At 63.6% G+C, this 20,555-nt stretch carries 24 protein-coding genes; 14 read left to right on the top strand and 10 right to left on the bottom strand.

From position 1 onward, the window contains the following. Window positions 1-19 precede the first annotated feature (19 nt). The 3 genes from HDE78_RS04360 (at window position 20) to HDE78_RS04370 (ending at window position 3,433) form a co-directional block, all read left to right on the top strand. Window positions 20-856, top strand: a complete 837-nt coding sequence (locus HDE78_RS04360) for an SH3 domain-containing protein (protein WP_179477304.1) — start codon at window positions 20-22, stop codon at window positions 854-856. A gap of 198 nt (window positions 857-1,054) precedes the next feature. Then, a complete protein-coding gene (locus HDE78_RS04365; protein ID WP_179477305.1) occupies window positions 1,055-2,566 on the top strand; it encodes a peptidase S10 in 1,512 nt (503 codons plus the stop codon). 183 nt (window positions 2,567-2,749) lie between these two features. Next, window positions 2,750-3,433, top strand: a complete 684-nt coding sequence (locus HDE78_RS04370) for an SH3 domain-containing protein (RefSeq protein ID WP_179477306.1) — start codon at window positions 2,750-2,752, stop codon at window positions 3,431-3,433. A 97-nt stretch (window positions 3,434-3,530) separates the two neighbouring features. Here the strand turns inward: HDE78_RS04370 and egtD are convergent, their stop codons facing one another. From egtD to HDE78_RS04395, 5 genes are all read right to left on the bottom strand, one after another. Beyond that, window positions 3,531-4,517 (bottom strand): L-histidine N(alpha)-methyltransferase, encoded by a 987-nt coding sequence (gene egtD, locus HDE78_RS04375; protein ID WP_179477307.1) that lies wholly within the window; start codon window positions 4,515-4,517, stop codon window positions 3,531-3,533. Then, on the bottom strand, window positions 4,514-5,764 hold the full coding sequence (egtB, locus tag HDE78_RS04380; RefSeq protein WP_179477308.1) for an ergothioneine biosynthesis protein EgtB: 1,251 nt from the start codon (window positions 5,762-5,764) through the stop codon (window positions 4,514-4,516). Before egtB ends, egtD begins: the two co-directional genes overlap by 4 nt. A 244-nt stretch (window positions 5,765-6,008) precedes the next feature. Beyond that, window positions 6,009-6,401, bottom strand: a complete 393-nt coding sequence (locus HDE78_RS04385; RefSeq protein ID WP_179477309.1) for a hypothetical protein — start codon at window positions 6,399-6,401, stop codon at window positions 6,009-6,011. Between the two features lie 86 nt (window positions 6,402-6,487). Next, window positions 6,488-8,674: a bifunctional 23S rRNA (guanine(2069)-N(7))-methyltransferase RlmK/23S rRNA (guanine(2445)-N(2))-methyltransferase RlmL gene (gene rlmKL / locus HDE78_RS04390; protein ID WP_179477310.1), complete on the bottom strand. Its 2,187-nt coding sequence runs from the start codon at window positions 8,672-8,674 to the stop codon at window positions 6,488-6,490. Continuing rightward, entirely contained in the window at window positions 8,671-9,198 is a 528-nt protein-coding gene (locus HDE78_RS04395; protein WP_179477311.1) for an alpha/beta hydrolase, read from the bottom strand. The genes rlmKL and HDE78_RS04395 overlap by 4 nt, the downstream gene beginning before the upstream one ends. Window positions 9,199-9,270: 72 nt before the next feature. On the opposite strand from HDE78_RS04395, the gene HDE78_RS04400 reads away from it, so the two are divergent. The 4 genes from HDE78_RS04400 (at window position 9,271) to HDE78_RS04415 (ending at window position 11,967) form a co-directional block, all read left to right on the top strand. Then, complete coding sequence (locus HDE78_RS04400; RefSeq protein ID WP_179477312.1) at window positions 9,271-9,825, top strand: N-acetylmuramoyl-L-alanine amidase; 555 nt, start codon at window positions 9,271-9,273, stop codon at window positions 9,823-9,825. 82 nt (window positions 9,826-9,907) lie between these two features. Further along, on the top strand, window positions 9,908-10,774 hold the full coding sequence (tesB, locus tag HDE78_RS04405; RefSeq protein WP_179477313.1) for an acyl-CoA thioesterase II: 867 nt from the start codon (window positions 9,908-9,910) through the stop codon (window positions 10,772-10,774). 12 nt (window positions 10,775-10,786) lie between these two features. Further along, the gene (locus HDE78_RS04410) at window positions 10,787-11,179 is read left to right on the top strand and encodes a hypothetical protein (RefSeq protein ID WP_179477314.1); all 393 of its coding nucleotides are present in this window, start codon (window positions 10,787-10,789) and stop codon (window positions 11,177-11,179) included. A gap of 74 nt (window positions 11,180-11,253) precedes the next feature. Beyond that, window positions 11,254-11,967: an arginyltransferase gene (locus tag HDE78_RS04415; protein ID WP_179477315.1), complete on the top strand. Its 714-nt coding sequence runs from the start codon at window positions 11,254-11,256 to the stop codon at window positions 11,965-11,967. Between the two features lie 89 nt (window positions 11,968-12,056). On the opposite strand, the gene HDE78_RS04420 is transcribed toward HDE78_RS04415, so the two are convergent. Continuing rightward, on the bottom strand, window positions 12,057-13,577 hold the full coding sequence (locus HDE78_RS04420; RefSeq protein ID WP_179477316.1) for an FMN-binding glutamate synthase family protein: 1,521 nt from the start codon (window positions 13,575-13,577) through the stop codon (window positions 12,057-12,059). An 84-nt stretch (window positions 13,578-13,661) separates the two neighbouring features. Further along, window positions 13,662-14,843, bottom strand: coding sequence for a formate-dependent phosphoribosylglycinamide formyltransferase (gene purT, locus HDE78_RS04425; RefSeq protein ID WP_179477317.1), 1,182 nt, complete (start codon window positions 14,841-14,843; stop codon window positions 13,662-13,664). A 173-nt stretch (window positions 14,844-15,016) separates the two neighbouring features. Here purT and HDE78_RS04430 point away from each other — a divergent pair, with 173 nt between their 5' ends. The 5 genes from HDE78_RS04430 to HDE78_RS04450 all read left to right on the top strand — a co-directional run bounded on the left by HDE78_RS04430 (window position 15,017) and on the right by HDE78_RS04450 (window position 17,668). Beyond that, window positions 15,017-15,886: an SPFH domain-containing protein gene (locus HDE78_RS04430; protein WP_179477318.1), complete on the top strand. Its 870-nt coding sequence runs from the start codon at window positions 15,017-15,019 to the stop codon at window positions 15,884-15,886. An 11-nt stretch (window positions 15,887-15,897) separates the two neighbouring features. Beyond that, a complete protein-coding gene (locus HDE78_RS04435; RefSeq protein ID WP_179477319.1) occupies window positions 15,898-16,251 on the top strand; it encodes a hypothetical protein in 354 nt (117 codons plus the stop codon). Continuing rightward, complete coding sequence (locus HDE78_RS04440) at window positions 16,241-16,429, top strand: Arc family DNA binding domain-containing protein (RefSeq protein ID WP_179477320.1); 189 nt, start codon at window positions 16,241-16,243, stop codon at window positions 16,427-16,429. The genes HDE78_RS04435 and HDE78_RS04440 overlap by 11 nt, the downstream gene beginning before the upstream one ends. 151 nt (window positions 16,430-16,580) lie before the next feature. Next, window positions 16,581-16,871 (top strand): DUF3887 domain-containing protein, encoded by a 291-nt coding sequence (locus HDE78_RS04445; protein WP_179477321.1) that lies wholly within the window; start codon window positions 16,581-16,583, stop codon window positions 16,869-16,871. 11 nt (window positions 16,872-16,882) lie between these two features. Continuing rightward, window positions 16,883-17,668, top strand: a complete 786-nt coding sequence (locus tag HDE78_RS04450) for a CPBP family glutamic-type intramembrane protease (protein WP_179477322.1) — start codon at window positions 16,883-16,885, stop codon at window positions 17,666-17,668. A 7-nt stretch (window positions 17,669-17,675) separates the two neighbouring features. On the opposite strand, the gene HDE78_RS04455 is transcribed toward HDE78_RS04450, so the two are convergent. Continuing rightward, window positions 17,676-18,062, bottom strand: a complete 387-nt coding sequence (locus HDE78_RS04455) for a hypothetical protein (RefSeq protein ID WP_179477323.1) — start codon at window positions 18,060-18,062, stop codon at window positions 17,676-17,678. 64 nt (window positions 18,063-18,126) lie between these two features. Then, complete coding sequence (locus tag HDE78_RS04460; RefSeq protein ID WP_179477324.1) at window positions 18,127-18,504, bottom strand: DUF423 domain-containing protein; 378 nt, start codon at window positions 18,502-18,504, stop codon at window positions 18,127-18,129. A gap of 82 nt (window positions 18,505-18,586) precedes the next feature. On the opposite strand from HDE78_RS04460, the gene HDE78_RS04465 reads away from it, so the two are divergent. Together HDE78_RS04465 and HDE78_RS04470 are read left to right on the top strand one after the other, a co-directional pair. Then, a complete protein-coding gene (locus HDE78_RS04465; RefSeq protein ID WP_179477325.1) occupies window positions 18,587-19,201 on the top strand; it encodes an SCO family protein in 615 nt (204 codons plus the stop codon). After that, window positions 19,198-19,650: a copper chaperone PCu(A)C gene (locus HDE78_RS04470; protein ID WP_179477326.1), complete on the top strand. Its 453-nt coding sequence runs from the start codon at window positions 19,198-19,200 to the stop codon at window positions 19,648-19,650. Before HDE78_RS04465 ends, HDE78_RS04470 begins: the two co-directional genes overlap by 4 nt. Before the next feature lie 11 nt (window positions 19,651-19,661). Here HDE78_RS04470 and HDE78_RS04475 read toward each other — a convergent pair whose 3' ends face one another. Then, window positions 19,662-20,537 carry a cytochrome c oxidase assembly protein gene (locus tag HDE78_RS04475; RefSeq protein WP_179477327.1) on the bottom strand — a complete coding sequence of 292 codons (876 nt, stop codon included), beginning with the start codon at window positions 20,535-20,537 and terminating at the stop codon, window positions 19,662-19,664. Between the last annotated feature and the right edge of the window lie 18 nt (window positions 20,538-20,555).

The following is a 20,555-nucleotide window of genomic DNA, read 5'->3' on the forward strand; positions in this document are numbered from 1 at the left end:
TTCGCCGGAGATCGACGTGATGAAACGCAAGCTTTGGTCTTCTCTCGCTGCGCTGTGCCTGGCGGCCCCCGTCTGCGCCTTTGCCGCCGAAGGCTATGTGGTCGACAACGTGAACCTGCGCGCAGGGCCCGACCCGAGCTATCCGCTGGTCGATCAGCTACCGAGCGGCACCGAAGTCGATGTGCAGGGTTGCACCGACGGCTGGGAGTGGTGCGATGTGATCAACGAAAATGATGGCAGCCGCGGCTGGATCGCCGGCAACTATATCCAGTACGAGTACCGCGATCAGCCGGTTCTGCTATCGGATTACGGCGCGCAAATCGGCATTCCCATCGTGGCCTTCAGCATCGGCACATACTGGGATCGCTATTACCGCAGCCGTCCGTTCTACGGCGACCGTGGCAACTGGTACAACCGGCCTTACGTGCGGCGCCCGCCACCGCCACCGCCGCGCGGCCCCTATCCCGGCCGGCCGGGCGGCCCCGGCGGTGTCGGCCCATGGCATGGGTCGAACCATGGCAACTACGATGGTCAGCCGAGGCCCGGCTATTCAGGCGATCAGCGACCGGACCATCTGAGGCCGCTAAGCCCCGGATATCCGGGGCAGCGCCCACCGCAGCAGGGTCAGGATCAACGTCCAGGCCAGCCGCAGCAGGGCCAGCAACAACGTCCAGACCAGTATCGGCATCAGTATCAAGGACAAGGTCAGGGTCAGGCACCGGTCGGGCAACCGGCGCCAGGCCAACCCATGCAAGGCGGTCAGGGCCGACCGCAGCCGCCACCATCACAGGCGCACGCAGTCGCTCACGGCGATGGGCACCGTGACAACGATCATCATGACGACAACGGTCATTGATCGAGCGTCACCCCCCGATTCACATCAGCAATGACCAGGAACGGGACGATGCGAATCGTCCCGTTCTGCCGTGTGCGGTCAGCGGTCGAGCGCAGCTCGATGGCACGTCGGGCAAACTTCCCGACCATGCCTTTATGCACACTCCCGCCGAGCATCGGGCAGCTAGTCTTGTGCCTTTGATCGATGGGAAACGAACTCGTGCGCAAGCTTTTGCAATCTGCCGTGCTCGCGGCACTCGTGCTGGCCGGCTTCAACGGGTCGGCTATCGCTGCCGATGGTCACACGTCGGACAAATCGCCAACCGATGAAGGCAGTGCCGGCAATGGTTTCCACCTGCCGCCGCTGCCCGCCGACGCACACGTCTCGCAGAGCACAAGCGTGAATGGCCGCTCGCTCAAGTACACGGTGACCGTGGGCTCGCTGCCCGTGCGCGACGAAAAGGGAACCATCACCGGCGAGGTGGTGTTCACCGCCTACACCATGGGCGGCAAGGATCGGCCCGTGACGTTCGCGGTCAACGGTGGCCCAGGCGCATCGTCGGTCTACCTCAATTTCGGCGCGATCGGACCGAAGAAGGTCAACTTCGGCGTGGAGGGCGACACCCCTTCGGCACCCACCACCTTGCACGACAATCCCGGCACCTGGCTGGGCTTTACCGATCTGGTCTTCATCGATCCGATCGGCACCGGCTACAGCCGCGCGCTGGTGGATGACAAGGAAGCCACCAAGCAGTTCTACAGCACCGACAACGACATCAAATACCTGTCGCGCATCGTCTACGACTGGCTGGTCAAGAACGGCCGCATGACCTCGCGCAAATATTTGGTGGGCGAAAGTTACGGCGGCTTCCGCGGCCCGCGCATCACCGACTATCTGCAGACCCAGCTCGGCGTGGCGATGAACGGTCTGGTACTGCTGTCGCCGTATCTCGACGCCGCAGCGTCCAACGACGAGAACGTGTCGCCGCTGCCCTGGATGCAGACGCTGCCATCGATCGCCGCCGCTTATCTCGAACGCGAACACCGGCTGACGCCCGAAACCATGGCGCCGATCATCGAATACACCCGCGGCGATTACGCCACTACCTTGATGAAAGGCCGCTCCGATCCGCAGGCCACCGAGCGGATGATCCAGAAAGTCACCGAACTGACCGGACTCGATCCGCTGTTCGTGAAGCGTTCCGGCGGGCGGCTGGAAACGCAGGCCTATCTGCGCGAGGTCTACCGCGCCCAGGGCAAACTCGGCAGCCGCTACGACTCCAACGTCACCGCGTGGGACCCGTTCCCGTATGCGCCGCATCAGGAAACCGGCGATCCGATCCTCAACGGCATCATAGCGCCCACCACCACGGCGATGGTCAACTTCGTCACGCAGACGGTCGGCTGGAAGTACGACGGTCGCTACAACGCGCTGAGCTATGACGTGAACAAGCTGTGGCACGAGGACGACGATGCAAATCAGGGCTCGGTGTCGCAGCTGCGCGAGGCGGTGGCGAACGATCCCGGCCTGCGCGTGCTGATCGCCCACGGCTGGGACGATCTCTCCTGCCCGTTCATGGTGTCGATACTCGCGGTCGATCAGATGCCGGCCATGGGTGATCCGACCCGCGTGCAGGTGAAGGAATACGCCGGCGGCCACATGTTCTACGCGCGCGAAGACAGCCAGTCGTCGCTGAGCCAAGACGTGAAAGCGCTGTACGGCAGCAAATAAGCGCACCAAGCGCGGGGGCAGCTGTGTACTCCGCGCTCGCTCAGGGGAGTATCACACCAAGAGGTTTGCTCGACTCTTGCGCTACAGCTGGAACAGGAACACTGTCTTGCGACCGGCGATAAACCCACTGGCTGGATCGCCTGCTGGCATATTCGCTCGACCTCACCGACGGAGATTGATGTCATGAAGCATCCGGTTCTCGCTTGGCTGATCGCGTTACTTCTCGCCGCGCCAGTGTTCGCCCACGCTGCCGACGGGTTCGCCACCGCCAACGTCAATCTTCGTGCAGGGCCGGATACCAGTTATCCGCTGATCGCCACGATTCCCGTGGGCACTCAACTGGCCATCCAAGGATGCACGGATGGCTGGGAATGGTGCGATGTCGTCGCCTTCGGCAACCGCGGCTGGATCGCCGGCAACTATCTGCAATACAACTATCAGAATCAGCGCGTGCTGGTGCCGGCCTACGGCGCACAGATCGGCATACCGATCGTCAGCTTCGTGATCGGCAGCTACTGGGACAGCTACTATCGGAACCGGCCGTTCTACCGCGACCGCAGCCGCTGGTACGCCCGACCGGTTCCGCACCGTCCACCACCTCGGCCGATTCAACGCCCGCCGCCGCGGCCGCCGGTGCAGCACCGCCCGCCCTCGCGCCCAACGCGTCCACCCGCAGGCAATCGCCCTCCCGTACGTCCACAACCGGGCGGCGGTGCGGGCCGTCCCGGTCAAGGCAACCCGAACAACGGCAACCGGCCCTCGCGACCCGGTCAGGGCAATCCCGGTGGCAATCGACGTCCGGGTTCCGGCCCGGGCAATAACCGCCCCGCCCCCGGACAACAGCGGCCAGCCGACAACGGCAACTGACATAAAAAAATCCGCCCTTGGGGCGGATTTTTTTGGATGACTTCAAGCGGATCGATAATGCCGGCAGCCTGTGCCGCTTTCAGCAAGCAAACGCAGTTCAGCGCGCGACCGTACTGGCACGCACGAGATACTGCACGCTGAACATTTTCTGCGCGTCGGTCCAAACACGCAGCACCGCCAGCCCGGCCTTCGCCGCCAGCGCCTCGAAATCCGCCAGCGAATACTTGCAGCTGTACTCGACCTGGATCGCCTCATCCTCGCGGAAGGCCACACTGCTCTTGCCCAGCTTCACCTGCTGCGCCTTACTGCTGACGATATGCGTTTCGATACGGCCGGCCATGGGGTTGTAGTGCGCGCGGTGGCGAAAAGCCGATAGGTCGAAGTCGCTGCCGACGTCGCGATTCAGCCGCGTGAGCATGTTGAGCGTAAAGGCCGCAGTCACGCCCGCGGCGTCGTTGTAGGCTGCCTCGATGACCATGGGGTCTTTTTTCAGATCGACACCGATCAGGATACCGCCGGCATCGCCCATCTCGTTGCGCATCTTGCGCAGCAGAACCGCAGCGGCGCGGTTATCGAAATTGCCGATTGTCGAACCCGGAAAGTACAGCACCGTACGACGCGGCGCGCGCGGCGGAATCGGCAGACGCAGCGGCTTGGTGAAATCGGCGCCGAGCGGCTGCACCGGCAGCGCGGGAAATTCGGCGGCAAGTCGATCCACGCTCTCGCGCAGCGGCTCGGCCGAAATTTCCACCGGCACATAGGCCACCGGTTCGTGTAGATGCTGCAAAAGCATGCGCGTCTTGCGCGCATTGCCGCTGCCGTACTCCACCAGGCGAACGTCGCTGCCCAGCGTATCGGCGATGCTGCCGGCGTGTTCGTCCATCAGCGCAATCTCGCTGCGCGTGAGGTAATACTCCGGCTGCTCGCAGATTTCGTCGAAAAGCGCCGAGCCGCGCTCATCGTAAAACAGCCACGACGGCAGACGCTTCGGCTTCAGCGACAATCCGCGCTGAGCGATTTCCAGCAACTCGCTGGACGGTGGACGACGATCGTCGTCATGAATACCCGAGACTTGCGCGTTCATTGGTCTTGTCCCAATCGTAGCCCGGCAAACTGCCAGCGGGCATGGGGTGGAAAAAAGTTGCGATAGGTAGCGCGGACATGGTCACGCGGCGTGGCACAGGAGCCACCGCGCAGAATCCATTGTCCGCTCATGAATTTGCCGTTGTATTCGCCCAGCGAGCCGGGCAAGGGCTGAAAACCCGGGTAGCTGATGTAGGGCGACGCCGTCCATTCCCAAACGTCGCCGTACATCTGCAGCAGGCCGTCGCCGGCCGTGGCGGCGGCAGGATGAAAAAGCTTTTCGTCCTGCAAGTTGCCCGCAACCGGCAGACCGCGTGCGGCAGACTCCCATTCGGCCTCGGTCGGCAGTCGCGAACCGGCCCAGCGCGCAAACGCCTCGGCTTCGAAATAACTCAGATGCGACACCGGGTCGTTCGGCTCAATGGCCTGCACACCCGCCAGCGTGAATTCACTGGCCAGGTCGTCCTGCCAGTACATCGGTCGCTGCCAACCCTCGCGTTGCAAGGTGGACCAGCCATCGGACAACCACAGACCGGGCTCTCGGTAACCCCCCTCTCTGACAAAGGCGAGGTATTCGGCGTTGGTTACCAGCCGGTTGGCCAGCGCATGCGGCTGCAGCAGCGTACGGTGACGAGGCGTTTCATTGTCGAAGGCGAAGCCCTCACCGCGGTGGCCGGTTTCGACGATGCCCTCGCGTCCTGCTACAAAGCGCAGTGGGACGAATGCAGCGGTCGCCGAACCACGCTTGCGCTCGTGGTACGCAGGCATCAAAGGATTGCACCAAAGCGCATGCTTGATATCGGTGAGCAGCAGCTCCTGATGCTGTTGTTCATGATGCAGACCCAGCTCGACCAACTCCACAAGTTCCGCATTCGGATCGTTGGACAGCAGCGCCATCACGTCCGCATCCACCCGCTCGCGAAAGGCGAACACTTCCTGCAGCGAAGGGCGCGATATCAGCCCGCGGTGCGGCCGCGCGTGCATCGGCCCGATCGACTGGTAGTAAGAATTGAACAGGAAATGCCAGGCAGGGTCGCGCGGCTTATAAGATGGATTGCTGCCGAGCACGAAATGCTCGAAAAACCACGTGGTGTGAGCAAAATGCCATTTGCCGGGACTGGCATCCGGCATGGATTGCACCAACAGGTCTTCGGCGGTCAGGCCCGCGACCAGTTCGACCGTCGTGCGACGAACCCGGTCGAAGCGGGACGCGGTCGACGCAGAAAACAGAAAACTTTCGCTAGCCATGGCAACCATCCTTCGCTCTGACCCTCGGCGCGGTGGCTATGACAACGACGCGGCGCGGAGGATGGCTGAAAAACATGGACGCAAGCATGCCGGGGGCGACGTTGAAATCTTGTGATCTGCCTACGGCGGACTAGCCTTCAAAAGTCGCCGATAGGTCGTGCACCATTGGCACGCTGCACAAAAGCAAGAAGCCCGGCATTGAGCCGGGCTTCCGTATCGCTTGGTCTAAAGGCTTTTGATCGGATCAGTTGCCGTAGTAGCCGTCGTCACGGACATACTGAGTAGGCGCGCTGTAAGTCGTTACCGTACTTGTTACGACGGGAGCGCTCTGGTACACAACGGTGGGCTGCGTGTACACGACCGGCGGGCCGTAGTTGTAGTAAACAGGGGCAGGACGCGTCGCACTGTAAACGAGACCGCCAACGACACCAGCGACGATGGCACCACCGATCCAGCGGCCGCCGCTCCAGTAACCGCCGCGGTGGTATCCACCGTAACCGCCGTGGTATCCGCCGTAACCGCCACCGTATCCGCCCCAGCCGCGTGCCGATGCGCTAAGCGGCATGGCGACCGCCGCGGTTACAGCAAGGCCGAGGGCCAACATCTTGCTCGCACTACTGAAACGTTTGATGCTCATGGCAGTTCTCCGTATGTACGGGCCTTTTTCGGCCCTCTGTACGATGCTTATGCTCGGCTTCCGGGGCTTAATGTGAACTGAAGCGTTTACTTTTTAATCCGGGCCGAATCCCATGGATTTACCCCGGGGTCAGCGGCGCGACGACGCAGCAGCCAGCAGCCGTGAATATCGGCGCGGCGGGCGAAATCGAACGGGATGCTGGGCACCGTCCAGTCCTCGATCACGAAGCGCTGCTCCAGCCCTTCCCGGTCCAGTTTGAAGCGGCGAAAGTTGTTGGAAAACACGATCACGCCGTCTCGCGTGAGGCGCTCATTGCAGGCGTCGAGCAACTTGACGTGATCGCGCTGTACGTCGAAGTCTTCCGCCCGTTTGGAGTTGGAGAACGTCGGCGGATCGACAAAGATCAGCCCGTAATGCCCGCGATCGCGCTGCAGGAATTCCAGCGCATCGAACTGCATCAAACGGTGGCTGGAACCGCTGAATCCGTTGAGTGCGAGATTGCGCGACGCCCACTCCAGATAGGTGGCCGAGAGGTCCACGCTGGTGGTTTCCAGCGCACCGCCTGCCGCCGCATGCACGCTTGCCGTGGCGGTATACGCAAACAGGTTGAGGAAACATTTACCCTCGGCCAGCTCGCGCACCTTGCCACGCACCAGCCGGTGGTCGAGAAACAAGCCCGTATCGAGGTAATCGGTGAGATTGACCAGAAATTTCAGGCCATTTTCTTCCACCTCGATGAACTCGTTGCGCTGATCGAGCTGGCCATACTTCGAGCCGCCCTTGCCGCGTTCGCGGGTTTTCAGGGCGATGCGCTCGCGCGGCACGCTGAGCACCTCGCCGGCCACGCGGGCGATCTCGCGCATGCGCAGTCGTGCGACATCCGGCGGCACGTCGGCCGGCGCGCGGTATTCCTGAATATGCAGATGGTCGTCGCCGTGCGTGTCGCCGTAGACATCGATGGCCGCGGCGTATTCAGGCAGATCCTGATCGTAGGCGCGCCAGCAGTGCACGCCCTCGCGCGTCAGTCGCTTGCGCAGATGCTTGACGTTCTTTTCCAGCCGATTCTTCAGCATCTGCGCACCAGCCGACAGTGGCTTGCGCTCGCGCGGCGCTTCATCGCGTTTACCGAGATCGAAGGTCAGCAGGACGGTTTCCAGCGCGCCGTTGTACAGCGTGTAGCGCTTGTCGGCGTGCAGCTGCATGGCTCGACCCAGCTCCACATCGCCCGCCAGCACGGCAGCACGCCAGCCGGTGAAGCGCGCGCGCAGCGCGTCGCCGAGCGCGCGGTACAGCAGCGGCATTTCGGCACGTTCGCCCAGGCGCTCGCCGTACGGCGGATTGGTGATGACCAGGCCGTAGTCGACGCCCGGCGGCGGCGCGGTGTGCGACACCTCCTGCCGATCCAGGGTAAAGAACCCGGCCACGCCGGCTTCCTGCGCGTTGCGTTTGGATGTCTGCACCATGCGCGGGTCGGCATCGCTGCCGAAGAACGCGCTGCGCAATTCGCGCAGGCCCTTTTCGGCGCGTTCGTTCGCTTCGGTCAACAGTCCCCGCCACAGCGCGATATCGTGCTGCTGCCAGCCGAGAAAGCCGAAATATTCGCGACGCAAACCCGGGGCCACGTCGGCCGCCATCAGCGCGGCTTCAATCAGCAGCGTGCCCGAGCCGCACATCGGATCGAGCAGCGCGCCGCCAGCAGCGTAGACCTCCGGCCAGCGCGCACGCATCAGCATCGCGGCGGCGAGGTTTTCCTTCAGCGGCGCTTCGCCCTGCACTTCGCGCCAGCCGCGGCGATGCAGCGGTGTGCCGGCGAGATCGAGCGACACGGTGGCGCGGTCGCGGCGCAGGCGAAGATTGATGCGGATATCCGGCTCGTCGGTATCCACACCCGGCCGATTGCCGTCGCGCTGGCGGAACTGATCGACCACGGCATCCTTGACCCGCTGCGCGATGAACTGGCTGTGGGTGAGCTTGCTCAGCGCGGTGCCGGCATCGACCGACAGCGTGCCGTGCGCGGCCAGATGCGTGCTCCAGTCGATCGACTGCACGCCGCGATAAAGCGCATCGTCATCGGCGGCATCAAAATCCGCCAGCGGCAAAAGTATCCGGCTGGCCAGTCGCGACCACAGGCAGGCACGATAGGCGGTTTCCAGCGTGCCTGAAAAATGCGCGCCGGCCAGCGCCTCGCGCACGTCGAGCGCGCCCATCGCAATCAGTTCGTCGCGCAGCAGATATTCCAGCCCCTTCGGGCATGTCGCGAAATAGTGGCTCATGCGGCGGTCGCCAGCTGATCGAGCAAGCGCTGAAACTGCAGCCCGATGGCGTCCATGCTGGCGCCCAGGCGGTGATCGTCGTCCAGCATCAGCAGCGGCAGACGGCGCTGCGCAGCAAATAATTGCACACCGGCCGGCTGGCAAACATCGTCGCGCCAGCCGTGGATCAACATCGTCGGCACACCGCTGCGCAGGTCGAACGCCCGCGCATAGCCGGGAATCGCGCTAGGCGTGGCCAACAGCAGGAGCCCGAGCACCGGCACGTCGAGCGAAGCCAGCCCGGACACGAACGCGCCCATGCTGGAGCCGATCAGCAACGGTGGCGTAGGCAGCGCTTCGATCGTGGCGCGCAGGCGGGCGATACGTGGGGACACGCAGCCAACAACCCCGCGCGCGTCGTCGTCGCGATAATCCGGCCGCTGCGTCTGCCAGCCCTGAGCCTCGGCCTGCGCCGCCAGCAGGCTGACCTTGGTAGCGCTCGGATCGGCGTTGAGTCCGTGCGAAAGAATGATCTGGCCGCGCATGGCGACTCCATGGAAACTGCGATAAGCGAGTTGCGCATGGTAACAGGCGGCGTTTCCAGCGAGACTTGACGCATGACGCCGACCATTCACGATCAGCCGCTGCCGTACATCGACCGCCTGCCCGAACGCGATGCCGGCGCGGTGGACACCGTGGTCATCCACTGCACCGAACTGCCCGATCTGGCCACCGCCCGCGAATATGGCGAACGGCCGCTGCATGACAATGGCACCGGCAACTGCGGCCACTACTACATCGATCGCGACGGCGGCATTTACCGCTACGTGCCCACCACCCGCGTGGCCAACCATGTGCGCGGGCACAATCCGCACTCGATCGGCATCGAACTGGTGAATCTGGGGCGTTATCCGCATTGGTGGGATTCGCGCCACCAAATCATGACCGAGCCTTACACCGACGCGCAGATCGCCGCGCTGATCGCCCTGCTCCGGCAGCTGCGTCTCGAGCATCCGAATCTGCGCAGCATCGCCGGGCACGAGGATCTCGATACCGCCCGCCTGCCCGCCAGCGACGACGCTTCCAAGGAGGTGTCGCGCAAGCTCGATCCCGGCCCGCTGTTTCCCTGGCCCGACGTGGCACGCGAAAGCGGGCTGACCCGGTCACTTTAGCTGCCAGATTCGCGCGCTCGTCGAAGGCGAACCGGCTGCTGCCGCTATAATTGCCGCACTTCACCCGCCACGAGTTGCCCCCATGCTGGAAAATCACGTCGCCGAACTGGTCGACCTGCTGCATCTCGAGCGGCTGGAAGACAACCTGTTTCGCGGCCAGAGTCGCGACATCGGCACGCAATTCGTGTTCGGCGGCCAGGTATTGGGACAGGCGCTGGCCGCCGCGCAGAACACGGTCGATCCGAGTCGCGAGGCGCACTCGCTGCACGCGTATTTCCTGCGCGCTGGCGATATCGACGCGCCGATCGTCTACAGCGTGGAGCGCACCCGCGACGGCGGCAGCTTCTCGTCGCGTCGCGTGGTGGCGATCCAGCACGGCCAGCCGATTCTCAACGGCTCGATCTCGTTTCAGATTCCGGAGAAAAGCTTCGAGCACCAGTCCTCCATGCCCGACGTGCCTGCGCCGGAGGATATCGAGCCGATGCAGCCGCTGAGCGCCGATCAGCTGGCCAAGCTGCCCGTCAAGCTGCAGCGTTGGCTGGGCGTGGACTCGCCGATCGAATTTCGGCACGTATGGCCACAGGACCGATTGAATCCGGTAAAACGGCCGCCGATCCAGCACATCTGGTTCCGCGTCGCCGCACCGGTCGACGACACGCCGGCGCTGCATCGGGCGCTGCTGGCGTACGCGTCGGACTTCAATCTGATCGGTACCGCCACGCTGCCGCACGGGATTTCGTATTACACGCACAACGTGCAGATGGCCAGCCTCGACCATGCGCTGTGGTTTCATCGCCCGTTTCGGGCGGACGAGTGGCTGCTGTATTCCTTCGACAGCCCCACCGCGCAGGGCGCACGCGGCTTTGCCCGCGGCCAGATCTTCAGCCGCGACGGCCGGCTGGTAGCTTCCACCGCGCAGGAAGGCCTGATTCGTCTGCGCGGCGGTTGATACACTGCAAGCATGCGCCAGATCTATACCTCCCAGCGACAAGAGAACATCGACCGCGTGGTCGCTCTGATGAACGAGCACGCCATCGAAGCCAGGGTCACCAACCGTTCCAACTGGAACCGGCCGAGCTATCAGCGTTTCAGCTACTCCGAGCGCACGGATGACCGCGAAACCTGGCCGCAGGTGTGGATCGTCCGCGCCGACGACTACACCCGCGCACGCGAGCTGCTGCGCAGCATCGGGATCGAACCGGTGATTCGCCATGCCGACGAGCTGGCTGCCGTTCGCAACCCGTCGCCTACCTATCGGCGCCGCGGTACCGTGGTGCGCGTGCGCCGCATCGTGATGATTGCCGTGGTCGCGGCCTGCGCCATGGTGGTACTGCGGTATATGCATATCATCTAGCGGCAGCCTGGCTTTATGCCGCATGTGGTTATGCCACATGGTTTCGCGCGGTCGCGCAGGCATAGAATCGACACATGCGCGCCGAGCCCACCATCCGACTGTTCCAGACGTTGCCCCACGCGTGCGGCTACTACGCCGATCGCACGGCGCAGAATCTAGTGGTCGATCCGGCCGCGCCGCAGCTGGACAAGCTTTACGGCCCGGCGCTGGAACAAGGCTTTCGCCGCGCCGGTGGCCACCTGTATTTCCCGCAGTGCCCGCAGTGCCAGGCGTGCACGCCGTGCCGCGTGAACGTGGAAGATTTCCAGCCCGATCGCTCGCAGCGACGCTGCCTCAAGCGCAATGCCGACCTCAGCATTATCGAATGCATACCCGGCTACAACCGCGAGCGGCATGCGCTGTACGAAACCTACCTGCGTAGCCGCCACTCCGGTGGCGGCATGGACGACGCCGAAGCCAGCGACTTCCGCCGCTTCCTCACCGCGCCGTGGAGCCCCACGCTGTTTCTGGAAATTCGCCAGGCCGAACGCCTGCTCGGTATCGCCGTGACCGACGTCTGCCTCAACGGGATGTCGGCCGTCTATACGTTTTTCGATCCCACCGAATCGGCACGCAGCCTCGGCACCTTCGCCATCCTGCAGCAGATCGAACTGGCTCGCCGCCGCGGCATACCGTGGCTCTACCTGGGCTTCTGGATAGACGGCCATCCGAAGATGGACTACAAGCGTCGCTTTCCGCCGCTGGAGATTCGCAAGAGTGGCAGCTGGGTGGCAATGACGCCTTCGTAGGCGCTTTCGTGGGTTGGGATGAGCGCAGCGAATCCCAATTTCGTCGCTCGTCATGTTGGGATTTGCATACGCTCATCCCAACCTACAAATCACGCGTTTTCCGGCAGTCTGTCCACTTTCGGATAGGGGTAGAGCTTTTCCAGCGGCACGGACAAACCGTCATTACCCACCACGCGGCAGTGGCTGCGGTTGAGCTGGCGCGGCTCGCTGACGCCACAGCTGTGCGCAATGATGCCGACCTCGTGCATCACGTTGTCGGCATAGTGATAGACGCGCTCGCTCTTGTCGGCGACCACCAGACCGCGCTGCAGTTTCGGATTCTGTGTCGTGATGCCGGTAGGGCAGCTATTGCGGTTGCACTGCAGCGACTGGATGCAGCCCAGCGCCAGCATGAAGCCGCGCGCCGAGTTGACGAAATCCGCGCCGAGCGATAGCGCCCACGCCACGTCATAGGCGGTAATGCATTTGCCCGAGCAGATCACCTTGATGCGCTCACGCAGGCCCTTGCTGATCAGCACATCGAGTACGGCCGGCAGCGCTTCGTGCAGCGGCAGGCCCACGCCTTCCATCAGCGTCTGCGGCGCCGCGCCGGTGCCGCCTTCGGAGCCGTCGACGATGATGAAATCCGGCGCGCTCTGAATGCCGCGCTTTTTCACTTCGTCGCAAAGATCCGCGATCCACTCCACGCCACCGAACACCGCCTTGAACCCGACCGGCTTGCCGGTCAGCTCGCGGATGTGCGTGATCTTGTCCAGCAGCTGATAGATGTTGCCGATGTCCAGATGGCGATTCGGGCTTTGCGAATCCTTGCCGACCGGGATGCCGCGAATCTCGGCGATCTCCGGGGTGACCTTGGCCCCGGGCAGCAAGCCGCCCATGCCCGGCTTGGCGCCCTGCCCGAGCTTGATGCTGACCATCTTCACCTGTTTGTGCGCGCAGATCGCCAGCAGCTTGGCGTCGTCGAGTTCGCCGTCGGGCGTGCGCACGCCATATTTCGCGGTGCCGATCTCGAACACGATATCGCAGCCGCCTTCGAGGTGGTAAGGCGCCAGGCCACCCTCGCCGGTATCCATCCAGATGCCGGCCTTGGCCGCGCCGCGCGACAGCGCCCGCACGGCCGGCGCCGACAGCGCACCGAAGCTCATCGCCGAGATATTGAAAAACGCCGAATGGCTGTAAGGCTCACGCGCGTACGGACCGATCGTCACCGGCACCGGTTCGACATGCTCCTGGCCGAGATCGGGAAACGGCGCGTTGACGAAAAACGGCACGCCTTCGGCGCGAAGGTCGCGGCTGGAGCCGAACGCCGCCGTGTTCTCCACATTCTTGGCCGCGCGATAAACCCAGGTGCGTTCAGCCCGATTGAACGGCATTTCCTCGCGGTCGCTGGAATACAGGTATTGGCGAAAGAACTCGCCCAGATGCAGAAACCAGTAGCGGAAGTGGCCGACTACCGGAAAATTGCGCAACACCGAGTTGGCCTTCTGGCTCCTGTCGATAAACCACATCGACGCGATGACCAGCACGCCCAGCGCCAGGACGATCAGCGCGATGGCCGCGCCGATCTCCACCACCACGATCAGCCAGTGTGCGAAGCCCGTCGATTGCATAGCCGTCCCTTATCAAGTTGGCGTCGTGCGAACGACGCGGAGATTTGTCGTTTCGTGTGGAACCCGATCGATGCAACGTCTAGATTACAGCTCGATGCGCAGGCAGCCGGCCGCGCGCTTGGCCTTCGCTATCGCCGACTCCACCGTTTCGGCGCGTGCCAGCGTCACGCCCATACGGCGGCGACCCTTGACGGTCGGCTTGCCGAAGATGCGCAGCTGCGTGTCTGGCTCGGCCAACGCTTCGGCCACCCCGTGATAACGCGGCGCTTCGCCATCGCCTTCCACCAGCACCGCGCACGACGCCGATGGCCCTGCCTGGTGAATCAACGGAATCGGCAAACCGAGAATGGCGCGCGCGTGCAGCGCAAATTCGGACAGATCCTGCGAGATCAGCGTCACCAGTCCCGTATCGTGCGGCCGCGGGCTGACTTCAGAAAAAATCACCGCATCGCCCTTGACGAAAAACTCCACGCCGAACACGCCCCAGCCGCCCAGCGCGCCGGTGATCGCTTCGGCCTGACGCTGCGCCTCGGCCAGCGCAATATCGCTCATGGCCTGCGGTTGCCACGATTCGCGGTAATCGCCGTCTTGCTGGCGATGGCCGATCGGTGCACAGAAACTCACGCCCGCCTTGTGGCGGACGGTGAGCAAGGTGATCTCGTAATCGAAGGCCACAAAGCCCTCGACGATGGCGCGCCCCTTGCCGGCGCGGCCACCGGACTGCGCGTAATCCCACGCCGCCTGCAGCTGGTCCTCGCGCTTGACCACGCTCTGGCCCTTGCCCGAGGAACTCATCACCGGCTTGATCACGAACGGCAGACCGATGGACGCCACGGCGTCGCGGTATTGTCGTTCGTCGTCGCAAAAACGATACGGCGAGGTCGGCAGCTTCAGCTCTTCGGCAGCGAGCCGGCGGATACCTTCGCGATCCATCGTCAGCCACGCAGCACGCGCGGTGGGAATCACGTGCAAGCCGTCCTTTTCCATCGCGATCAGGGTCGGCGTATGGATCGCCTCGATCTCCGGCACCACCAGATCGGGCCGCTCCCGCTCGATCAGCGCGCGCAGCGCGTCGCCGTCGAGCATGTCGATGACGTGGCTGCGGTGGGCGATCTGCATCGCCGGGGCGTTGGCGTAGCGATCGACCGCGATTACCTCGACCGCAAAACGCTGCAACTCGATGGCGACTTCCTTGCCCAGCTCGCCGGAACCCAGCAAAAGCACGCGAAACGCATGAGGGGAATGAGGGGTGCCGAACGGTTTCATCGGGTGCTCCGGGGGCAAACCGGCATTGTAAAGCGAGGCCACGGCGATCGGCCGATGGTGTGGCCGTAGCGGCCCCTTGCGGTCGAGCCTTGCCCGATGACCATCGCTAGAGGCACTTGCAGATAGATATCACTTTGATATCTAATTTTCTCACCAAGGGAGGGCTTGTACTCATGAACGAACGCAAGGGTTTTTCGATCGCCGGCATTCCACTTATCGTCGTCTGCGTGGCGCTTCTGGCTATGGGATTTGGCATCGTCACCCATGCCAATAACGGCCTGCCGCTGTGGCTTCCTGCCATTGCCGCGCCGATGGTCGCCACCGCCGTGTTTCTGGCGAAGGGCTTTTTCCAGGTGGCGCCGAACGAGGGGCAGGTACTGCAACTATTCGGCAAGTACGCCGGCACGGTACGCCTGGAGGGCTTGCGCTGGACCAATCCGTTCTACAGCAAGCAGCGCGTGTCGCTGCGCGTGCGCAACTTCGAAAGCGGCAAGCTGAAGGTCAACGACAGCGACGGCAATCCGATCGAGATCGGCGCGATCGTTGTCTGGCAGGTGGTCGATACCGCCGAAGCGGTGTTCTGCGTCGACGATTACGAAAACTATGTGCATATTCAGAGCGAATCAGCGCTGCGGCAGATGGCGCAGAGTTATCCCTACGATGCGCATGACGACAGCAAGGCCTCGCTGCGCAGCCACGGTGAGGTGATCAACTCGCACCTGCGCGACGAAATCCAGACCCGGTTAGGCAAGGCCGGCGTGCAAGTGGTCGAGGCGCGCATCAGCCACCTCGCCTACGCGCAGGAAATTGCCCAGGCCATGCTGCAGCGGCAGCAAGCCGGCGCCATCATCGCGGCACGCACGCAGATCGTCGAGGGCGCTGTGAGCATGGTCGAGATGGCGCTCGATCAGCTCTCCAAACGCGGCGTGGTGCAACTCGACGAGGAGCGCAAGGCGTCGATGGTCAGCAATCTTCTCGTGGTGCTGTGCGGTGAGCGCGGCACCCAGCCAGTGGTGAATACCGGCTCGCTCTACAGCGGCTGAGGAGTTCCGCCATGTCCACACCACTTTCCGAACTGCTGATCCATCTGTTCACCGCCGCCGTAGTGGCGGTACTGGGCTGGACGATTCGCACTCGCGGCCCGCAGGGGCTGGTGCATGGCGTCGTCGACTGGAACAAAGTCGATGAGGCAAAACGCCGGCGCGCCGGCCGGGATATAGGCAATGTCTTTTTTGCGATGGCGACATGGATGTTCGGATTCGCCGTGTTCCGCTATCAGGGCGGCTACGACCAAGCCAGCAACAATCTGGCCCACGTAATCTTTATCGGCGGACTTTGCGCTCTAGTGCTGCTAATGCTCTTCATGCTGCTGCACCTGCGGGAAACCAAGCGAACGCATGGCCGCTGAGAAAAAAGCCTATCCGCTGCGCATCGGCGCCGATGTGCTGAAGGCCATGCAGCAGTGGTCTGACGACGAGTTGCGCAGCGTCAATGCGCAGATCGAATACGTGCTGCGGGAAGCGCTGCGCAAGGCGGGGCGAATGAAGGGCGGCAAGCCGTCCGATACCGACGAAGAGGCCGGCTGATCTACCCGCGACGCCAAAAAACTGAGCATTCGCCTGAATCTGATGCATTCAAAAGGAGCTTTCGATGAAACATCGCCCATGGCTTGTCGCGACACTCTTTTTTCTTTCAGCCGCAAGCGCACTCTCCGCCCAGGCGGCTGATTGCAAAGCCATGTCCAGCAAGCTGCTGGACGATCTCGATCACGGCCAATACGCCGTCGCTGGCGCCGACTTCGACACAAAAATGAAGGTACTTACCCCGGAAAGGCTGCAAAGTTTTTGGGAAAAACTTCCGGAACGGTGGGGCGCCCTCGGCGCCCGCGATAACGCCCGGCTCGTGCAAAAAGACGGCAACGACATCGTGGTGACACCGCTGCATTTCGGCGACAAGGTCGCCAACGCCGTGGTGGTCTGTACGCCCGCTGGCCAGATTTCCGGCTTCCACGTGTTTCTGCAGCCGTAATCGCTACGACCATGTCTGAACTATCGCAGCCAATGCCAGGACGCGGGCCGCACCTGAAACTTGCCCTGTGTTTCGGCGTCGCCGGCGTTATCGCAACCCTGCTGCTGTTTCCCTACCTGCTCGCGATGATGCCGCTGAAATTCGCCATGCTGCGGCAACCCTGGTGGATCGTGATGCTGCTGCAATCGGCGCAGTCCGGCGTGCTGTGCCTGCTGCTGGGCTGGCTCGGCCTGGTTCTGGGAACGCGGTACGGACTGGATGCACCATGGCTGCGTGCCTGGGTTTATCGCCAACCGCGTGATCCCGCAGCGCGACCGCACTGGTTCATCGGCCTCGCGCTGGGCATGCTGGCGGGATGGCTCGTCATCGCCATCAGCCGGCTGCTGCCTCACCCTGCGGCCACAGCGGCAGCACCGTCGATGGGCTGGGCATGGCGCGGTGCGCTGGCATCGTTTTATGGCGGCTTCGTGGAAGAGGTGGAATGCCGGCTATTCCTCGCCAGCCTATTCGTATGGCTGCTGGCACGACTCAATCGCCGAAGAGCCCGACCGTGGACGTTCGTCGCTGCGATCGCGCTGGCGGCGCTGCTGTTCGGCGCAGGCCATCTGCCGGCGGCGTTTGCCGCGGGCATGAAGCCCGCGTTTTTGCCCATCTCGCGGATCATTCTGCTGAACGCGCTGGTAGGCGCCGTCACCGGTGGGCTGTTCTGGAAATGGGGACTAGAACACGCGATGCTTGCGCACTTCGGTGCCGACCTTGTACTGCACGTGGCGTGGCCCCTGGCCGGCAGCCTGTAGGGACGATTCAGGGCCGGTTGGCGGCGACCATCTGCAGCTGCGGCAAGCTCAATTCACCGAGCTTTCCATCATCGCCGACAACGAACAGGCGACCGTCGCGCTGGGCGAGTGCGTTGGCGTCGTTGAGGCCGTGCCGCACGGCAACGCGCCGTACCAGACTACCGTCGATGGCGTTGTAGATGCTCAACCGGTCGCTCGCGCCGTCGCCGACAAGCAGCCAGTCGCGGCTGGCATCGTGCCAATGAACCAGCGTCGTCGGCGTGGCCGGTGTCACGCCGGCCAGCGGCGCCGCGTGATTCAGACCGAAGCCGCTCATCACCACGACGACGAGCGCTGCCAGCGAGGCCGGAGCCAGAATCCAGGCTAAAATGCGCGAGCGGGTGAGCATGTCCATAGCGGCATGCTGACGCCGCTGCATGACACGGGGATGACGCAGCCGGTTGACACCGGCTTCGGCGTCAGTCGCGACGCCAGCGCAACGACAGTCCGAGCGCCATCCAGCCGATGATGAAAGCCAGGCCGCCGAACGGCGTGATGATCCCGGTCCAGCGCGGCGCGCCCAAGGCGAGTGCGTAGATGCTGCCGCTGAACAACACGATGCCGAGAGCGAAGGCCATGATCGCCACCCGTCGACTGCGGCCCGCGCCCAGGCCTACCGCAAGAGCCAGCGCCAGCGCGTGCCAGACGTGATAGTTCACCGCCGTATGCCACAGCTCGAGGCTGTGTGCGTCGAGCACCTTCTGCAGCGCATGCGCACCGAAGGCACCGAGCAATACCGCGCTAGCGCCCGCCGTTCCAGCCAGCAGGGCGGTTCGGGTACTGACGAGCTGACGCATGATGAGCGGCCTTTCGAATGGATCAACGCCGACTCGGGGCCGGTGTCGTATGCTTGATGGGATGAACCGTCTGGATTCTCGCATGAAGCTCCTTCATCCCAAGCACCTCGCCCTGCTCTTCCTTCTGCTCGCGCTGGGGACGCTGGTGGGATGTCATCGCGACAAGAAGCTGCCGTTCCGGCTGACCGACGTCAGCGGCCACATGCCCGACCTCGATTTCAAGCTCACCGACGATCACGGCAAGCCGGTCACCGGCACGGATTATCGCGGCAAGGTCGTGGTGCTGTATTTCGGCTACACCCACTGCCCCGACGTCTGCCCGCTGACCATGGCGCAGTTGCACGTGGTGATGCAGCGGCTGGGGCCGCTGGCGGACAAGGCACGGATCTTGTTCGTCAGCGTCGATCCGACGCGCGACACGCCGCCCGTGATGCATGCCTACGTGAATGCGTTCGACCCACGCGCCGTCGGCCTGACCGGTGATCCGCGCGACATCGAAGCGCTGAGCAAGCGCTATCGCTCGGCGTATACGCGCGAGCCGGACGGCAAGGACGGCAATTACGAAGTCAGCCACAGCTCGGCCATGTACGTCTTCGACAGCAAGGGCGCGGCGCGCGTGCTGGCCACACCGGCCGACTCCCAGGATGATCTGGTGCACGATTTGCACCTGCTGCTCGACAACGGAAACCCATCATGAAGCCACAGGCACTGCTGTTTCTCGTGACCGGATTGCTGCTGACCGGCGCTGCCCAGGCCACTGAGGCCGAACACGTTCGAGCCAGCCACGCATGGCTGCGCGTGCTGCCGGGCGAGCTGCCCGCCGGCGCGTATGTCACGCTGGAAAATAGCGGCGATCAGCCGGTCGCCCTGAAAGGCGCCAGTAGCGACGCTTACGCCGACGTGATGTTGCACCAAAGTTCCAGCGAGGGCGGCATGAGCCGCATGGCCATGGTCGACTCGGTGACCGTACCGGCGCACGGCACAGCCACACTGGCGCCGGCCGGCTACCACCTCATGCTGATGAAGTCGACGCATCCGGTGAAGCCCGGCGACACGGTTCGCATGAACTTGAAATTCGCCGATGGCAGCACGCTGGTTACCGATTTCGTGGCCCGCCCCGCCAATGCGGTGGATGCCGGTAGCTAAAGCCTTCCGGATTACTTGTTCAATACGGTGCCGCTGGATGAGCGAACGATCGCCTGCCGAGGTACGCGGCGCGGCAGGCGGCCGTGGCGCGACAGCCACAGCCACTGTCGCAGGGCCATCAGCCCGCCGATGGATTCGATCAGCGCTGCCGGCACCCAGGTGATCACGCCGCCGATCAGCTGACCGGTCAGCACGTTGAAGGTAAACGCGCGCCCGCAGATTTCGAAGATGGGATAAAGGTCGGTTTTCGAAAACGTGACGATGGCGCCGGCCAGAATCTGCGGCGTCATGGTGATCGCCGGCGACAGCACGCGCAGCCCGGCGATCATGCGGCCGGGCGGATGCGGCCGGTGGTCGAGCACCAGCGACCAGTAGGCGAAGCCGCTGATCAGCATCGTCCAGTTCATGAAACGGTACACGCGCCAGTCCAGCATGGCCGTGGTCTGCAGCGACGGGATCAGCCAGATCAGGATGAAGCCGATGAACATCACCGTCGCCACCGCTGGATTCAGCAGCACGCCCATCACCAAGCGCCACGGCCACGATCGCTGCAGCGGCCGCAGCACACGTACGCGAAACGCCAGCGGCAGACCGGCGCGCAGCACGCTGGCCGGATACGCCGTGACGATCAGCAGCGGCGCCAGATGATGCAGCAGCACCTGCTGGATGCGGTGCATGAAGAACTCGTGCTCGGCGTAATAGTCCAGATACGTCTGCAGCGACAGGTAGATGATCGCCATGCCGATCCAGAACACCAGCTGCCGGCTGAAGCTCACCGTCAGCCGACGGCTGCCGCGCACGTACAGCACGCAGGTGACGAGAAAAACCGCGAGAAAAACCCACGAAAACTCCCACGGCACCACCCATTTCAGCAGCGTGGCGATCACTCAAGCACCTGGCCCAAG

Origin of the sequence: Rhodanobacter sp. K2T2 (assembly GCF_013408815.1) — a bacterium.
Taxonomy (GTDB): domain Bacteria; phylum Pseudomonadota; class Gammaproteobacteria; order Xanthomonadales; family Rhodanobacteraceae; genus Rhodanobacter.

What these genes read in the sequence shown, in the direction of transcription:
- HDE78_RS04360 (WP_179477304.1), top strand. Translation starts at nt 20, where the DNA reads ATGAAACGCAAGCTTTGGTCTTCTCTCGCTGCGCTGTGCCTGGCGGCC.
- HDE78_RS04370 (WP_179477306.1), top strand. Translation starts at nt 2,750, where the DNA reads ATGAAGCATCCGGTTCTCGCTTGGCTGATCGCGTTACTTCTCGCCGCG.
- egtD (WP_179477307.1), bottom strand. Translation starts at nt 4,517, where the DNA reads ATGAACGCGCAAGTCTCGGGTATTCATGACGACGATCGTCGTCCACCG.
- egtB (WP_179477308.1), bottom strand. Translation starts at nt 5,764, where the DNA reads ATGGCTAGCGAAAGTTTTCTGTTTTCTGCGTCGACCGCGTCCCGCTTC.
- HDE78_RS04385 (WP_179477309.1), bottom strand. Translation starts at nt 6,401, where the DNA reads ATGAGCATCAAACGTTTCAGTAGTGCGAGCAAGATGTTGGCCCTCGGC.
- rlmKL (WP_179477310.1), bottom strand. Translation starts at nt 8,674, where the DNA reads ATGAGCCACTATTTCGCGACATGCCCGAAGGGGCTGGAATATCTGCTG.
- HDE78_RS04395 (WP_179477311.1), bottom strand. Translation starts at nt 9,198, where the DNA reads ATGCGCGGCCAGATCATTCTTTCGCACGGACTCAACGCCGATCCGAGC.
- HDE78_RS04400 (WP_179477312.1), top strand. Translation starts at nt 9,271, where the DNA reads ATGACGCCGACCATTCACGATCAGCCGCTGCCGTACATCGACCGCCTG.
- tesB (WP_179477313.1), top strand. Translation starts at nt 9,908, where the DNA reads ATGCTGGAAAATCACGTCGCCGAACTGGTCGACCTGCTGCATCTCGAG.
- HDE78_RS04410 (WP_179477314.1), top strand. Translation starts at nt 10,787, where the DNA reads ATGCGCCAGATCTATACCTCCCAGCGACAAGAGAACATCGACCGCGTG.
- HDE78_RS04415 (WP_179477315.1), top strand. Translation starts at nt 11,254, where the DNA reads ATGCGCGCCGAGCCCACCATCCGACTGTTCCAGACGTTGCCCCACGCG.
- HDE78_RS04420 (WP_179477316.1), bottom strand. Translation starts at nt 13,577, where the DNA reads ATGCAATCGACGGGCTTCGCACACTGGCTGATCGTGGTGGTGGAGATC.
- purT (WP_179477317.1), bottom strand. Translation starts at nt 14,843, where the DNA reads ATGAAACCGTTCGGCACCCCTCATTCCCCTCATGCGTTTCGCGTGCTT.
- HDE78_RS04430 (WP_179477318.1), top strand. Translation starts at nt 15,017, where the DNA reads ATGAACGAACGCAAGGGTTTTTCGATCGCCGGCATTCCACTTATCGTC.
- HDE78_RS04435 (WP_179477319.1), top strand. Translation starts at nt 15,898, where the DNA reads ATGTCCACACCACTTTCCGAACTGCTGATCCATCTGTTCACCGCCGCC.
- HDE78_RS04440 (WP_179477320.1), top strand. Translation starts at nt 16,241, where the DNA reads ATGGCCGCTGAGAAAAAAGCCTATCCGCTGCGCATCGGCGCCGATGTG.
- HDE78_RS04445 (WP_179477321.1), top strand. Translation starts at nt 16,581, where the DNA reads ATGTCCAGCAAGCTGCTGGACGATCTCGATCACGGCCAATACGCCGTC.
- HDE78_RS04450 (WP_179477322.1), top strand. Translation starts at nt 16,883, where the DNA reads ATGTCTGAACTATCGCAGCCAATGCCAGGACGCGGGCCGCACCTGAAA.
- HDE78_RS04455 (WP_179477323.1), bottom strand. Translation starts at nt 18,062, where the DNA reads ATGGACATGCTCACCCGCTCGCGCATTTTAGCCTGGATTCTGGCTCCG.
- HDE78_RS04460 (WP_179477324.1), bottom strand. Translation starts at nt 18,504, where the DNA reads ATGCGTCAGCTCGTCAGTACCCGAACCGCCCTGCTGGCTGGAACGGCG.
- HDE78_RS04465 (WP_179477325.1), top strand. Translation starts at nt 18,587, where the DNA reads ATGAAGCTCCTTCATCCCAAGCACCTCGCCCTGCTCTTCCTTCTGCTC.
- HDE78_RS04470 (WP_179477326.1), top strand. Translation starts at nt 19,198, where the DNA reads ATGAAGCCACAGGCACTGCTGTTTCTCGTGACCGGATTGCTGCTGACC.